Raw genomic sequence first — 14,015 nt, 5'->3', positions numbered from 1 at the left:
GAGGATGTGCCGAAGGGCCCCGGCGCGCGGCCGGTGCGGGACGGTCAGCTCAGGGTGAACCAGGTGCTGCGGGACTTCTTCCACTCGGGGTGGGTGAGGTCCTTGGCGGCGGTGGCGTCGTTGTAGAGGTCGGCGGAGCCGTCGTCGGTGATCAGCTGGGCGCGGGCGCCGGGGGCGTCCAGGTCCGGGACGTCCGGGAGGGCCTCCCAGGCGCCGTAGTCGCTGGTCGGCAGGTCGATCAGCTTGGTCGGGGCGGAGCCGGGCTGACCGTTCCAGCGGTAGAGCGCGTACGGGGCGGAGTTGTCCTCGGCGGCCCAGGAACCGGCCACGATCAGGTACTGGCCGAGGTCGTTGCGCCGGATGTCGCGGACGGACAGCCCGCCGAGGTCCAGCTCGATCGGGTCGCCGAAGGTCGCGTGGGCGGCCGAACCGTTCAGCAGGGACGGGAGGTTGGTGACCGGGACGAGCAGCGCCCGGCCGCCGGTGACGGCCGGGGTGAGCGGCGCGCGGAAGCCGATGTAGGCGGTGCTGGTGCTGCCGGGGGCGAACTCCAGGCCCTCGACGTTGAACCCGTCGATCTGCTTGGGCGCCTGGCCGTCGGCGGCGCCGGCCGCGAAGCCGTAGCGCTTGCCGTGGGCGTTGTCCCAGCCGATCAGGTCGTCGCGCAGGCCGTGGTAGGAGCCGGCCAGGGACAGCTGGGTGTCGGCGCCGGAGCCGGTGACGGTGGTGGTGAAGACGGTGTGCCGGTCGGGCTTGACCACGCCGTCCTTGTTGTTGCCCAGCGAGCCGGTCCAGTAGACGGTGTTCCCGACCCGGGTGGCGGCCTCGATGTCGATCTCCTTGGAGACGCCGAGGTCCGAGCTGAAGTCCCAGGTGCGGATCGGCGCACCGGAGTTGTCGCGGTCGTACAGGCGCAGGGTGTTGGACTCGTCGTCGCCGACCAGGATGTAGCCGCCGCCCGCGTCCACGGCGGCCGAGGCGTCGCTGGAGCCGGTCAGGTAGCGGCTGGTGGCGGAGGACTGCACGGCGGGGGAGGCCGCGTAGTGCAGGGTGCGGGTGGCGCTCTTGCCGCCGAGGCCGGTGACCTTGACGGTGAGGTCGGCGTAGCCCACGCCCTGGGCGGCGACCGCCAGGGTGCGGGTGCCGCCGGTGCCGGTCACCGTGACGTCGCCGGTGCGGGCCACGGAGCTGCGGGTGGTGGCCGAGGCGGCGACGGTCAGCGCCGAGGCCGCGGCGCCGGACTGGGCGACCGTCACGGTCACGGTCGGGTCGCCGGTGGCGCCGACCGCGCCGGACAGGTATCCGGCCGAGAAGGTGATCGTCGGGGTGCCGTACGAGACCGCGCCGGCCGGGAGGGCGGGCAGGGCGAGCACGGGCACCGCCGCGACGGCGACGGCGAGCGGCAGCAGGCGGCGGAGGGAACGCGACACGGTGGCTACCCTTCGGCAGGTGACGGGAGTTGACGGAGAGTGCAAGCCTGCTGGCGCTCGGCGAACACCGACCCTACGGAGACCCTACGAGCGTGGGCGGGCGGGCGAACAGCGGGCCTCGCGGCGGTGGAGGACCGGGCTCAGCCGGTGATGCCGGCCGCACGCAGGCGGCGGGCGACCGCCTCCCAGTCGGGGGCGACCGGCTCGGTCCGACCGGTGCCGACGCCCTTGTCCTTGAACCCGCTGGAGGTCGAGACACAGACCACCGGGCCCTCGGCGAGGTCCGGCTCGCCGAGGCTGCGCAGCCCCGCCAGGCCGGCCGCCGAGGACAGCTCCGTCCAGAGCCCGGCCCGGGCCAGCTCCCGCTGGGCGTCGGCGAGTTGAGCGTCGTCCAGGGTCAGCGCCCGGCCGCCGCTCTCCCGGACGGCGAGCACGCCCCGGTAGCCGCTGACCGGGGAGGCGATCGCGTACGCGTCGCTCGGACCGACCGTCACCCGGGCGGCCGGCAGGCCCTCGGCGATCGCCAGGGCGAGCGGCCCGGAGGCGGCCGTCTCGCAGGAGTGGATGCGCGGAACGCGGTCGGTCAGGCCCAGCCGGCGCAGCTCGGTGAAGCCCTTCCATACGCCGAACAGCAGCTCGCCGTAGCCGGTCGGGACGAACACCGCGCTCGGCAGGCCGACGTCCTGGAAGATCTCGTACGCGACGGTCTTGTAGCCCTCGGGGCCGTACGCGTGCCCGGTGTGGGTGGTGGTCAGGTTGCTGACCGGGTGCAGGCCCAGCCGGTCGACCGCCTGGCGCAGCAGTGGCCAGCGGGCCTCCCACGGCACCGGGAGCACCACCGCGCCGTAGGCGTTGAGGAAGGCGTCGACGTTCGGCGGCAGGTCCGGGCCGGTGAACACCACGCAGCGCAGTCCGGCGCGGGCGGCGTAGGCGGCGGCCGAGGCGCCGTGGTTGCCGGAGGAGGCGACCGCGAGGCCCGGCGCGCCGACGCCCACGGCCGCACTGGTGGTGCAGCGGTTCAGCCGGTCCTTGTGGCTCCACGTGGGGTTGCGGGACTCGTCCTTGACGTACACCCCGGGCTCGATCTCCACCGTCGGGGTGGCGCCCTCGCCCAGACCCGGTGCGAGCAGCGGGGGCAGCAGCGGAGCCCAGCGCTCCAGGCCGCCGCGCACCGGGGCGGGGGCGAACAGGCCCGCCGGGTCGGCCTTGTCGTAGGCGTAGTCGACCTCGACGGGGTAGGAGACGTCCTCGGTGCCGGTGCGCGGGCAGCCGGCGGTGAGCGGGGGCCAGAGCGGGTAGTCGAGGGCGGGGTCGCCGAGGGAGCGCTGGCCGGTCGCGAGGGAGTCTTCTGTTGGCATGCCAGGAGACTAACCGGGCGGCCGCCGAGCGGTCCGGCGGTTGGCGGGCCGCGGCGGAAACCCGTTCGTGGCGGTACCGGTTCCGGCCGTTCGGGGGAGGAGTCAGCCCTGGCGGATCGCCGAGATGTCGAACTCCAGGACGACCTTGTCACCGACCAGGACGCCGCCGCCCTCCAGTGCCGCGTTCCAGGTGACGCCGTACTCCTTGCGGCTGATGGTGACCGAGCCCTCCAGGCCCACCCGCAGGTTGCCGTACGGGTCGACGACGTTGCCGGTGTACTCGAAGTCGATGGTGACCGGGCGGGTGGTGTCCTTGATGGTCAGGTCCCCGGTGACCCGGTAGTCGGTGCCGGAGCGCACCTCGACCGCGGTGGAGCGGAAGGTGATGTCGGGGAAGTTCGGCGCGTCCAGGAAGTCGTTGGTACGCAGGTGCTGGTCGCGCTGCTCCACGCCGGTGTCGATGCTCTCGGCCTTGATCACCACCTGGCCGGAGGAACTGGACGGGTCGCCGCCGTCGAGGTGGGCGGTGCCCTCGAACCGGTGGAACGCGCCGCGGACCTTGGTCACCATGGCGTGGCGGGCGACGAAGCCGATCCGGGTGTGGGTGGGATCGAGGACGTAGTCGCCGGTGAGCTCGGAGAGGTTGGCGGTCATGGTCGGCATGCCTCCTGGTGCGGGGCCCGGGTCTCGGCCCGGGGGGTGGTCGGGCGGTCCCCGGACCACGCTAGGGGCAGTTCCCGCGGGCCGCGCGTCGGGTCGGGTCTGAGTGGGGGGCGAGGTGGGAAGGCTCGCGGAGTACACCGGAGGAGCGAAGGGACGAGGGGGTCGCGATGGACAGTGGCGTACGGGCGATGGTCGACGCGGTGGACGAGGCGCGGCGGCAGCTGCGGGAGAACGCGCTGCCGAAGGCGCGGGACAGCAGCCGGGAGAGGGTTCCGGAGAAGGAGGAGGCGGCTCTGCTGGGGGCGCTCGCCGGGCTGATGGAGGCCATCGTCGATCTGGCCGCCGCCGCCTCGGACCGGATGACCACGCCCGACAGCCGCAAGGCCTACTTCAAGGTGGCCGATCGGCTGCGGGTCCAGCCCCGGTACCTGCGCGAGGACACGGCGGCGGTCGCGAAGCGGGTGGGCGCGGCGGAGTGACCGGCGGCCGGTGCCCCTCGCCGGGGGCACCGGCCGCGTCGGTCAGCGGTGGCTCGGGAACTGGACCACCTGCTGGTAGGTCGGGCGGTTCTGCCAGGTGGTCCTGTCGTCCGTCACGCCGCCCAGCGGGCGCTGGATGATCGTGTCGGCGCACCACTGGTCGCCGGCCGAGCAGTCCGCGTCGCCCGGGTAGACCTGGACGGAGGTCTGGGCGGCGGCCTGCTTCAGGGTGTTCAGCAGGACGGTCCGGCAGGCCGCGAGGTCGCCCCCGCCGCAGAACGGCCGGGCCAGCGGGCCGGCCACCTGGTCGCCGAGGACGGCGCGCAGGTCCTTGTCCAGATAGCTCCACCAGCCGTACTGGAAGGCCGAACCCTTGTGCGGGATGGCCTCGTTGGCGCTCACCGGGCCGGTGGCCGAGCCGGCCTGCCCGCCCGAGGGGGACTCGTTGATCTGGAGGGCGCCGGTCAGCGCGCCGAACAGCGGGTCACCGAGGCCAGGCCGCATGACACCCTCGGCGACCAGCGGCCACCAGGCGTCCATCACCCGGATCGCGGTGGCGTCCGCGTAGCCGTGGCTGCCCGCCGAAGTCTCCCTCCGCAGGGCGCCGTTGGTGAGCCAGGCCTCCAGCTGCTGCAGGGCGGTGAGGGCGGCCTGGTCGGTGACGGGCGCGCTGCGCAGCACGCGGATCAGGTCGGGCAGCACGTCCTCGGCCCGCAGGTCGGCCAGTGCGGCGCTCTCCATGGCCTGGGTGAGCGAGACCCGGCTCGCCCTGCCGCCGTTCCTGAGCAGGGACTTGACCCGGTCGTCCAGCAGGTTGCCGCGGTGCACCGAGCCGTTGCCGAAACCGGCCGAGGTGAAGCCGTTCGCCTGCTTGTTGTTCCAGGAGATGTAGTAGTCCTGGTTGACGGACTGCGGGTGCTCGGCCGCCGGGGTGTACCGGGCGGTGTTGGCGACCGGGTCGAAGTCGGCCCACTCGTAGGTGGGTTGGGCCTGGACGGGCAGCCCCGGGTCCACCCCGGGGGCGCGGACCGGGTTGCTGCCGGAGTTGTAGTACGCGATGTCGCGCGAGTCGGCGTAGAACCAGTTGAAGGTGTAGTTGATGTCCTGCGCGGCCCGCTGGAAGCCCGCCGCGCCCTGCACCGCGCCCGGGTCGTTCAGCTCCTGGAAGCCGATGATGGAGTCGGCCTCGTGCCGGTAGGTGGAGCGCAGCGAGGTGAAGGCGACGGGCGCGCCGTCGACGGTGCCGCGGGCGCTGACCAGGCCGTACCTGGAGCGGTACATCACCAGGGTGTAGGAGCCGGCCGGGGTGGAGTCGGCGGTGGTGGGTTTCCACGCGTTCTTGCGTTCCAGCCGGTCGAAGGGCAGGCACTGGCCGTGCCACAGGTAGGAGTTGGCGGCGGTGGTGACCGGGGAGCCGTCGGTGGTGCAGAGCGGGACGGCGTAGGTGTCGGTGATGTCCTGGCCGGCGGAGGTCGCGCTCCAGGCGTAGTCCTGGCCGCGGCCGAGCTGCACGTAGAAGCTCAGGCCGGCGAAGGCGGCGCCGCGCGCGCTGATCCCGGGGCCCTGGATCTCCTCCAGCATCAGCAGCTGCGGGGCGAAGTAGCCGGTCTGAGGGCCGAACACGGCCACCGGGTGGCCGTCGTCGGTGCGCGCGCCGGAGACCAGCAGGGCGTTGGACATGCCGTGCTTGGCGGTCAGCAGGTTTCCGGGCAGGACGCCGTTCGCCTGGGTGGTGGCGGAGTTGCCCGAGCCGGTGGCGTCGTAGACGACCCGCTCGGGCACCACCGAGCCGGGGTCCGGCAGCGCCGCGCCCTGCGGCTGGTCCGGGACGGTCGCGTACGGGAAGCTCTGCCCGTCGTGCAGGGTCTGGACGGCCTCCGGGTCGTCCGCCTCGCGCAGCGACTTCCAGACCGCGTCCCCGGCGTCCTTGCCGTACCGGGCCTCGGCGGCCGACTTGACCTGGGCGGAGGCCAGTTCGCCTCCGCCGCCGGAGCCGAACAGCGCGCCGACCACGGAGGCGAGGGCCACCAGGTCGGTCAGCTTGAACGGCTCGATCGAGCCGGCGTTGGTGATCGGGTCGATGTGCCCGGTGAGGTCGTACTCGCCGGGGAAGGTGCGGGCGTTGTAGGACTCCTTGGCGTACTGGTTGATGCCGTCGAGGTAGGCGTTGGCGTCGGCGAGTGCCTGGGTGGCCCGGCCGCCGCGGGCGGCGATGGCGTCGATCTGCTGCTGCAGCTCCGCCTCGGTGTACGGCGCGGCCTGCCAGAAGGTCTGCTCCAGCTGGCGGTTGGCGGCGGCGCCGCCCGCGAAGCCGGACAGCTGGCCGCGGCCGACGTGCCGGAAGAGGTCCATCACCCAGAGGCGGTCCTGGGCGGCGGCGTAGCCCGCGCCGAACTCGGTGCCGTAGCGGGTGGTTCCGGAGATGTGCGGGACGCCGGTGGCCTTGTCGCGCACGATGGTGACGTCCGGACGCGGGCTGGTGGTGCTCGCCACCTGGTCGGCGGGGACGCCGAAGGAGGCGTCGTTGAAGAAGTCGCGCAGCTTGGCCTCGGTCAGGCCGGGGTAGCCGGAGGCGAGGGCGGCGTAGGGGCCGAGCTGGTCGTCGGTGTGCGCGGGGCGGGTGCCGAAGGCCCGGTTGAGCAGGATGTCGGCGAGGGTGGCGTTGCCGTTCTCGCCGGGCGGCAGGATGTCGGCGCAGTGGCCGCCGCAGTAGTCGTTGGCGGCGGCGGTCGCCGCCGGGGTGGGGGCGGCGGTGGCGGTGGGGCTGGTGGTCAGGGCGGCGGTGACGAGCAGGGCCGAGGCGAGGGCGGCGGCCGGGAGTCGGAGGGAGCGGGGGCGGGGGCGCTGGCGTGAACGCAAGGCGGACTCCTCCGTCGAAGTCTCACGGAAGAGTCGACGGTAGGGGTGCTACTGGCCGGTTGGCTAGTGGCGTGCATGCCATTTTCCGTGCGAGGGCGTGGAGTTGGGGCGTTTGGGCTGCGTGCTGCGTGCTCCGGGGTCGGGGCGCGGGGTCGGGGCGCGTGGGGTCGAGGTGCGGGGGCGTGCTGTCCCGGGAGCCGGCCGAGGTGGCGGCGACGGGGCCGGGCCCGGTGCCGCGGGTCCCGGTGGTGGAGCGGCCGGGGAAAAGGCGGCGCCGCACCCGCCGGGCTCAGTCCGGAGGTGCGGCGCCGGGTCGGCGGGGCCGGGTCAGGGCTTGAGCACCAGGCGGATCGGGTTGCCCTCCTTGCGCTCCAGCGCCTCGACCGCGCGGGCCGCCTCGGCCAGCGGGAAGGTGCCGCTCACCGAGCGGGAGAAGTCGAGCCGGCCGCCGCGGACCAGGTTGACCAGGTCGACGACGTCCTGGCCCTCGGAGCCGTAGTGGCCGCGGATCTGCTGGCGCAGGTAGCTGACCAGGGTGCCGTTGGTGACGGTCAGCGGCTTGTCGGTGAGGCCGACCAGCACCAGGCGGCCGTGTTCGCCCAGGGTGGCCATGGCCTGCTCGCGCACCGGGGCGACCCCGGCGAAGTCGAAGGCGGCGGACAGCGGGCGACCGCCGGTGGCCTCGCGCAGCAGCTGGGCGAACGCGGGGTCGGTCGGGTCGAGGGCCGCGTCGGCGCCGAAGGCCAGGGCGCGCTCACGGGCGGCCGGCAGCGGGTCGACGGCGACGATCGGGAAGGCGCCGATGGCCCGCAGCAGCTGCACGCCGTGGGCGCCGAGGCCGCCGACGCCCCAGACGCCGACCGCCTCGGCGGGCCGCACGGCGCCGGTGGCGGTGATGGCGGCCCAGGGGGTGGAGACCGCGTCGGGGATGAAACAGGCCTGCTCGAAGGGGAGCTCGTCCGGTATGGGCACCAGGGTGGTGGCGGTGGCGAGCGCGTACTCGGCCCAGCCGCCGTCGTAGTCCACGCCGCGGGTGTGCACGACGCCGTCGCGGTTCTCGCCGGCCTGCAGCAGCACCCGGTCGCCGACGGCCGCGGTGGTCACGCCCTCGCCGACGGTGTGCACGGTGCCCGCGACCTCGTGGCCGAGGGTGACCTTGTCGCCCTCGAGGAAGAGCGGCTTGAGCATGCCCTCGATCAGGTGGACGTCGGAGAGGCAGACGCCGGCGGCCTCGACCTTGATCAGCACCTCGCCCGGACCGGGCACCGGGACGGGGACCTCCTCCACGGCGAAGGCGCCCTTGGCGACGTCGAGCCGGCCGGCGAGCATCGTGGCGGTCATCAGGACTTCCCTTCTCGCGGGGGCGACGGGCCGGGGGAGTGTCCGCCGCTCCGGAAGTTACTTGTTATCCAACAAGCAAGTTCACCGTAGCATGGTGGCATGTCTACGCACGATGAGGGCCGAACCGGAGGACCCGGGACGCTCCGGGAGGCGCCCGCGCGCCGCACCCAGGCCGAACGGCGGGCCCGGGCCGAGTCCGCGCTGATCGCCGCCGCCGCCCGGCTGATCGCCGAGCACGGCAGCACCGGGGTCACGCTGGCCGCGGTGGGGGAGGAGGCGGGCTTCAGCCGGGGCCTGGCCACCCACTACTTCGGGTCGAAGGCCGCACTGCTCGCCCGGCTCCAGGAGGCGGCGCTGGCCGAGGCGATGGCGGCGGCCGCGCCGGAGCGCAGCGGGGCGGGCGCGGTGGACGAGCTGTGCGGGTTCGCGCGCGGCTGCCTGGAGGGCGTGCGCAACCCGACCGACCTGGGCCGGGCCTTCGTGGTGCTGGGCGCGGAGGCGCTCGCGGGGGCCTCGGAGCTGACCGCCGCGGTGGCGGAACTGGACGCCCGGACCCGGGCGTGGGCGGCCGAGGTGGTCGGGCAGGGGCAGCGGGAGGGCGAGCTGCGCCCCGGCGTGGGCCCGGGCGCCTTCGCGCTGGCCTTCGTGGGGCTGCTCAAGGGGCTGGTGGTGCAGGCCGCGGCCGCTCCGAAGGCCTTTGACGTGGGGCTGGCGGTCGCCGAGTCCGAGCGCTGGATCCGGCTGGCGCTCACGGCGGGCTGAGGGCTCGCGGGCGGGGCGGGGCGGGTGTCCGGCCGGGGCCGGGCGGAGGGCGGCCGGGGCGAGCGGGGCGGAGTCGGCACCGCCGCACGGCGGCCGTGCGGCGGTGGGCGGCGGTGCGGGTGGCCGCTCCGGGGCGGGGTCAGGCCCGGCGGGCGGGCGAACCGCGGCGTGCGGGCGGCACGATGCGCACCCGCTCGGTGGCGGGCGCCTTTTCGAGGTCGTCCAACTGGGCCAGGACGGTGGCGCGCAGGTCGTCGTCGTCCTCGAAGTGGTGGTCGTTGAACAGGGTGTAGCCGGACCACATCAGGTTGGCGCAGACCCGGGGCGGGACCTTGCCCGTCGCGGCGCCCATGCCGACCAGGGCGACGGACCGGATCGAGCCCGGCCGCAGCCGGTTCTGCCGGTGGACGGCCTGGAACGCGGCGGCGCAGGCCAGGGCCACGTTCAAGGTCTCGCTGACGTTCTGCGAGGAGGTCCGCATGGTCGGGGCCGATATCAGGAACGCCGGGTTGACGGCGCCGGACGGGACGCAGACCGCGCTGCCGACCGGGAGGCTGCCGGCGTGCTGCTCGCGGATCGCCTTCTGGACCCGCAGCTGGATGCCCGCGCCCAGGTGGCGCTTGATCGCGGCGTCCGTTCCGCCGTCCATCCGGCCGCGGGAGTTGGTGGGGCTGACCCAGGCGTCCGCCTTCGCGGTGAGCAGCGAGGCGTGCCGGATGTCGATCCCGGGGACGTCGGCGAAGGCCGCCCGCCAGGACTCCACGACCGTCGCGTTGAGGTCGGTCAGCACCACCTTGAGCGGCGGCTCGGTGCGGTCCGTGGTCATGCTGGGCTCCTGTCGGTCGGGGGTGCCCGGTGGGCCGGTTTCTTGGTGACACCGACGAAGCTAGCGCCCGGCACTGACAATCCGTCCGGGCTCCGTCCGGGCTCCGTCCGGGCTCCGTCGGCGTCCCGTCGGCACCTCGCCCGCGCCGGTCGGCGGCCGGTCGGCGCGGGCCGGACTGTCGGACCCTGCTGGTAGGACTGTGGTGTCCGCCAGGGAAGCTGACGGTCCATCACCTGCCGTTCGTCTGACATTCGTACGGTCCCGATCAGCCGGAGTCGCACCATCATGAGCGCTGTCGACACCCCCGCCACCCAGCCCGACCCGAACGACCCGCTCGCCCTCGCCGACCTCTTCACGGGCGGCGGCGAGCCGTGGCTGCCGCTGCTGAAGCCGGTGATCGAGGCGCAGCCCGGTGCGGCCTCGTTCATCGGCCCGGGTCGCGGCCCGGAGGTCGTCCCGGTCCGCGAGCTGACCTTCCAGGCGCTCAAGCCGCACGCGCCGCACCGGTGGAAGGTCGTCGTCTTCGGCCAGAACCCGTACCCGAGGCCGGAGAGCGCCACCGGCATCGCGATGTTCGACAACACCTTCCACGACTGGAAGGACAGCCAGTTCGGCCGGGTGATCAGCATTCGCTGCCTGATCAAGGCCGCGGCGATGTGGAAGTACGGCATCCCCAGGAAGACGCCGATCGCCGACATACGGGCGCTGCTGAAGAAGCAGGAGACGGTCCAGCCGCCGGAGTGGTTCCAGGCGATGCTGACCCAGGGCGTGCTGCTGCTGAACGCGGCGCTCACCGCGAGCAGCGACGGCGCGATGGGGCCGGACGAGCACACCGGGTTCTGGCGGCCGGTCGCCGAGCGGATCGTCGAGGAGATCCTCCGCGCCAAGCAGCGGGCCGCCGAGGAGGACCGCTACGTGGTCTTCGCCTGGTGGGGCGCGCACGCCCGCAGCCTGAAGAACGTCGTGCTGCGGCTGCAGGAGAAGTACCCCGAGGTCGAGGTCCGCCACATCGACCACGCCAACCCGGCGGCCCAGGGCGACATCTTCTGCGACGGCGAGCACTTCGCCACGGTGAACGCCGCCCTGGCCTCGCTCGGTGCCGACGAGGTCGACTGGCTGCCCAGCACGGGGTGGAACGCGCCGTCGGCGCAGGGCGGCGGGGCGGAGGCCGGGGTCGCCGAGCGGATGGGTGCCTTCATCGCCTCCACCATGGAGCTGCACCAGCTCTACCTGGACCGACTCGCCGGGGTGAAGGACGAGGGCCTCGTCCTGCCGGCGATCACCGGTGTGTTCGACACCCCGCCGACGGGCTTCCGGGAGGCGGTGTCGCCGGTCGCCGAGCTGCTGCGCGGCCTGGACCGGCACGTGTCGCTGTCGCACGACTTCGGCAAGCGGCGGGTGGACGAGGCGGCCACCGGCCTGTCCGCCGACGAGATCGCCGTTCTGTACCTGTACACCTGCGAGTCCGCGTTCTACCGGGAGATCAACGCGGTGCTGCGCTCGCCGGACCGCAGCCGGCTGGTGCCCTACCTGCCGTACCTGCGGCTGCTGTTCGCGGCGGTGTCGCGGCTGCCCGTCCGCACCGCGCCGTTGTGGCGCGGGGTCTCGCTGGACCTGCGGCGGCAGTACCCGCTCGGGAGGACGGTGACGTGGTGGGGCGTCTCCTCCTGCACCTCCGAGCTCGGGGTCGCGCGGTCCTTCCTGGGCAGCCGGGGCAAGCGGACGCTGTTCGAGGTGCGTCCGGTGCGGGCCGCCGGCATCAGGAACTTCTCGGCGTTCACCGGCGAGGAGGAGTTCATCCTGCTGCCCGGCACGCAGTTGGAGGTCACCGACGTCCGGGCGGAGCGCGGTGGCCTGTGCACCGTGACGCTGACCGAGCTGGAGGAGGCGCCCCTGGTGTCCTGAGGCGCCCGGGCCGAACCCGCCCCCTGGAGCAGCAACCGAGTCAGTATTTTTACTGAGTTAAGTTATGCTGGACTCCGAGCGGCAGATGAGCCCGTTGTGCGGGAAGGGGCGCGAACGATGACCTCGGAAATCCGGAACCTGGACGGCGAACTGGAACGGGAGCGGGCCTACGTCGAGGTCTGCCGGGTCGCGACGGCCCGGCAGGTCGAGGACGCGGGCCACCAGGTCGTCGCCGCGGAGGACGTCTCCGGCGACGGTGCCAGCGCGGAGGCGCTCGGCCGGTACCTGCGCACCCGCGCCAAGCGGATGACGGAGCTGCCGGAGAGCCCGTCCTTCTTCGGCCGCCTCGACTTCGCCGACACCGCGGAGGCCGGGGACCACCGGCGACAGCGCTACTACGTGGGCCGCCGGCGGATCTCCGAGGATCCGACGGTGCCGCCGCTGGTGGTCGACTGGCGGGCCCCGGTCTCCCGGGCGTTCTACCAGGCGAGCGCCCACGCCCCGCTCGGGCTCGCGCGGCGCCGCCGGTTCGGCTGGGCGCCGTGGAGCCTGGGCGCGCCGGAGGAGCTGACCGGGCTGGAGGACGAACCCCTCGGCGCGGACGGCGGGCACGGCCCGGCGGACGGCGACGCGGCGGGTGACGGTGCGGCGGACGGTGGCGAGGGCGGTGCCGGCGGCATTCTGGCCGCCGAGATCGAGCGGCCCCGCACCGGCCCGATGCGGGACATCGTCGCCACCATCCAGCCCGAACAGGACGTGCTGGTGCGGGGCGAGCTGAGCGAGTCGGTCTGCGTGCAGGGCGCGCCCGGCAGCGGCAAGACCGCGGTCGGGCTGCACCGCGCCGCGTACCTGCTGTACAGCTTCCCGCAGCGGATCCAGCGCGGCGGCCTGCTGGTCATCGGCCCCAACCGGACCTTCCTGCGCTACATCGCCGAGGTGCTCCCCGCGCTCGGCGAGATCGACGTCACCCAGCGCACCGTCGAGGACCTGGTCGCCACCCGGCCGGTCGCCGCCGTGGACGACGAGCGGGCCGCCGCGGTCAAGCAGGACGCGCGGATGGCGACGGTGCTGCGCCGGGCGCTGTACGGCCGCATCCGGGCGACGGGCCCGGAGCCGCTGGTCGTACCGGACGGCTCCTACCGGTGGCGGGTGCCCCCGGAGCGGCTGGAGCGGACGGTCGCCGAACTGCGCGAGCAGGCGCCGCCGTACGCGATCGGCCGGGAGAGCCTGCGCACCCGGGTGGTGGCGATGCTCCAGGACCAGGCCGAGCGGCGGACCGGCGTCCGGTCCGGCGCCTGGTCGCGGAAGATCGGCCGCTGCGGGCCGGTGGCCGCCTTCCTGGAGGCCGCCTGGCCGAATCTGCGCCCGGAGGCCGTGGTCGCCGCGCTGCTGAGCGACCCCGCCCTGCTGGCCGAGGCCGCCGAGGGGGTGCTCGGCCCCGAGGAGCAGGCGGCGATCCTGTGGCGCCGGCCGCCGCGCTCGGAGAAGAGCGCCACGTGGTCCGAGCACGACCTGATGCTGCTGGACGAGGTGGCCGGCCTGATCGAGCGCCCGGCCGGCTTCGGCCACGTCGTGGTGGACGAGGCCCAGGACCTCTCCCCGATGCAGTGCCGGGCGATCGCCCGCCGCAGCGCCTTCGGCTCCCTGACCGTTCTCGGCGACCTCGCCCAGGCCACCGCCCCGTGGGCCGCCCGCAGCTGGCCCGAGCAGCTCGCCCACCTGGGCAAGCCGCAGGCCGCGGTGGTGCCGCTGACCACCGGCTTCCGGGTCCCGGCCGCCGTGACGGCCCTCGCCAACACCCTGCTGGGCGCGCTGGACGTGGACGTGCCGCCGGCCGTGTCGCTGCGGCAGGACGGGGAGCTGACGGTGCGGCGGGTGGCCGGGGGCGGCCTGGGCGGAGCGGTGGTCGCGGCGGTGCGGGCCGCGCTGGAGCGCGAGGGCTCGATCGCGGTGATCGCGGCGGACGGCGCGGTGGCGGAGGCCGCCGAGGCGCTGCTCGCGGCGGGGATCCCGACCGGGGCGGCCGAACAGGTCGGCACCACGGCGCGGGTGACGGTGCTGCCGGCCTCGCTGGTGAAGGGGCTGGAGTACGACCACGTGGTGGTGCTGGAGCCGGCCGCCATCGTGGAGGCCGAGGCGCGCGGCCTGCACCGGCTGTACGTGGTGGTGACGCGGGCGGTCTCCCGGCTGGACGTCCTGCACTCCCGTCCGCTGCCCGCGCCGCTGGGCGGGTGACGGCCCGGCGGCGGAGGCGGGTGGGGAAGGCCGGGCGGGTGCGGCCGCCGGGCATGACCCCGTGCCCACCGGAAGCGGCGGCCGACCGGTGCCGGCACCCCCGCTGACCTCCTCACTCGTGCCCGGATCAGCTCCGAACAGCTGGATATCCTGAACA

Annotated in this window: 10 protein-coding genes; 4 read left to right on the top strand and 6 right to left on the bottom strand. The window is 74.3% G+C overall.

The features are described 5' to 3' along the window. Window positions 1–44: 44 nt before the first annotated feature. The 3 genes from ACZ6EM_RS21300 to ACZ6EM_RS21290 form a co-directional block, all read right to left on the bottom strand. On the bottom strand, window positions 45–1,430 hold the full coding sequence (locus ACZ6EM_RS21300; protein ID WP_465773002.1) for a hypothetical protein: 1,386 nt from the start codon (window positions 1,428–1,430) through the stop codon (window positions 45–47). A 140-nt stretch (window positions 1,431–1,570) separates the two neighbouring features. Then, the gene (locus ACZ6EM_RS21295) at window positions 1,571–2,788 is read right to left on the bottom strand and encodes a threonine synthase (protein ID WP_465773001.1); all 1,218 of its coding nucleotides are present in this window, start codon (window positions 2,786–2,788) and stop codon (window positions 1,571–1,573) included. A 102-nt stretch (window positions 2,789–2,890) separates the two neighbouring features. Then, entirely contained in the window at window positions 2,891–3,442 is a 552-nt protein-coding gene (locus ACZ6EM_RS21290; protein WP_401047150.1) for a YceI family protein, read from the bottom strand. A 176-nt stretch (window positions 3,443–3,618) separates the two neighbouring features. On the opposite strand from ACZ6EM_RS21290, the gene ACZ6EM_RS21285 reads away from it, so the two are divergent. Then, window positions 3,619–3,930: a hypothetical protein gene (locus tag ACZ6EM_RS21285; protein ID WP_401050892.1), complete on the top strand. Its 312-nt coding sequence runs from the start codon at window positions 3,619–3,621 to the stop codon at window positions 3,928–3,930. 42 nt (window positions 3,931–3,972) lie between these two features. Here the strand turns inward: ACZ6EM_RS21285 and ACZ6EM_RS21280 are convergent, their stop codons facing one another. Continuing rightward, entirely contained in the window at window positions 3,973–6,789 is a 2,817-nt protein-coding gene (locus ACZ6EM_RS21280) for a penicillin acylase family protein (RefSeq protein WP_465773000.1), read from the bottom strand. Between the two features lie 327 nt (window positions 6,790–7,116). After that, window positions 7,117–8,130 carry a zinc-binding dehydrogenase gene (locus ACZ6EM_RS21275; RefSeq protein WP_465772999.1) on the bottom strand — a complete coding sequence of 338 codons (1,014 nt, stop codon included), beginning with the start codon at window positions 8,128–8,130 and terminating at the stop codon, window positions 7,117–7,119. Between the two features lie 99 nt (window positions 8,131–8,229). On the opposite strand from ACZ6EM_RS21275, the gene ACZ6EM_RS21270 reads away from it, so the two are divergent. After that, window positions 8,230–8,892 carry a TetR/AcrR family transcriptional regulator gene (locus ACZ6EM_RS21270; RefSeq protein WP_465772998.1) on the top strand — a complete coding sequence of 221 codons (663 nt, stop codon included), beginning with the start codon at window positions 8,230–8,232 and terminating at the stop codon, window positions 8,890–8,892. Window positions 8,893–9,031: 139 nt separating this feature from the next. On the opposite strand, the gene ACZ6EM_RS21265 is transcribed toward ACZ6EM_RS21270, so the two are convergent. Beyond that, window positions 9,032–9,718, bottom strand: coding sequence for a macro domain-containing protein (locus ACZ6EM_RS21265; RefSeq protein ID WP_380545184.1), 687 nt, complete (start codon window positions 9,716–9,718; stop codon window positions 9,032–9,034). Between the two features lie 285 nt (window positions 9,719–10,003). Between ACZ6EM_RS21265 and ACZ6EM_RS21260 the strand changes: the two genes are divergently transcribed. Both ACZ6EM_RS21260 and ACZ6EM_RS21255 read left to right on the top strand, forming a co-directional pair. Then, window positions 10,004–11,623 (top strand): ADP-ribosyltransferase domain-containing protein, encoded by a 1,620-nt coding sequence (locus tag ACZ6EM_RS21260; RefSeq protein WP_465772997.1) that lies wholly within the window; start codon window positions 10,004–10,006, stop codon window positions 11,621–11,623. A 117-nt stretch (window positions 11,624–11,740) separates the two neighbouring features. Further along, window positions 11,741–13,858 carry a HelD family protein gene (locus tag ACZ6EM_RS21255; RefSeq protein ID WP_465772996.1) on the top strand — a complete coding sequence of 706 codons (2,118 nt, stop codon included), beginning with the start codon at window positions 11,741–11,743 and terminating at the stop codon, window positions 13,856–13,858. Window positions 13,859–14,015 lie beyond the last annotated feature (157 nt).

It is taken from the genome of Kitasatospora sp. NPDC041917, assembly GCF_055589745.1.
The sequence above is the reverse complement of the archived record's forward strand: the minus strand, read 5'-3'. Positions and strand labels throughout refer to the sequence as shown.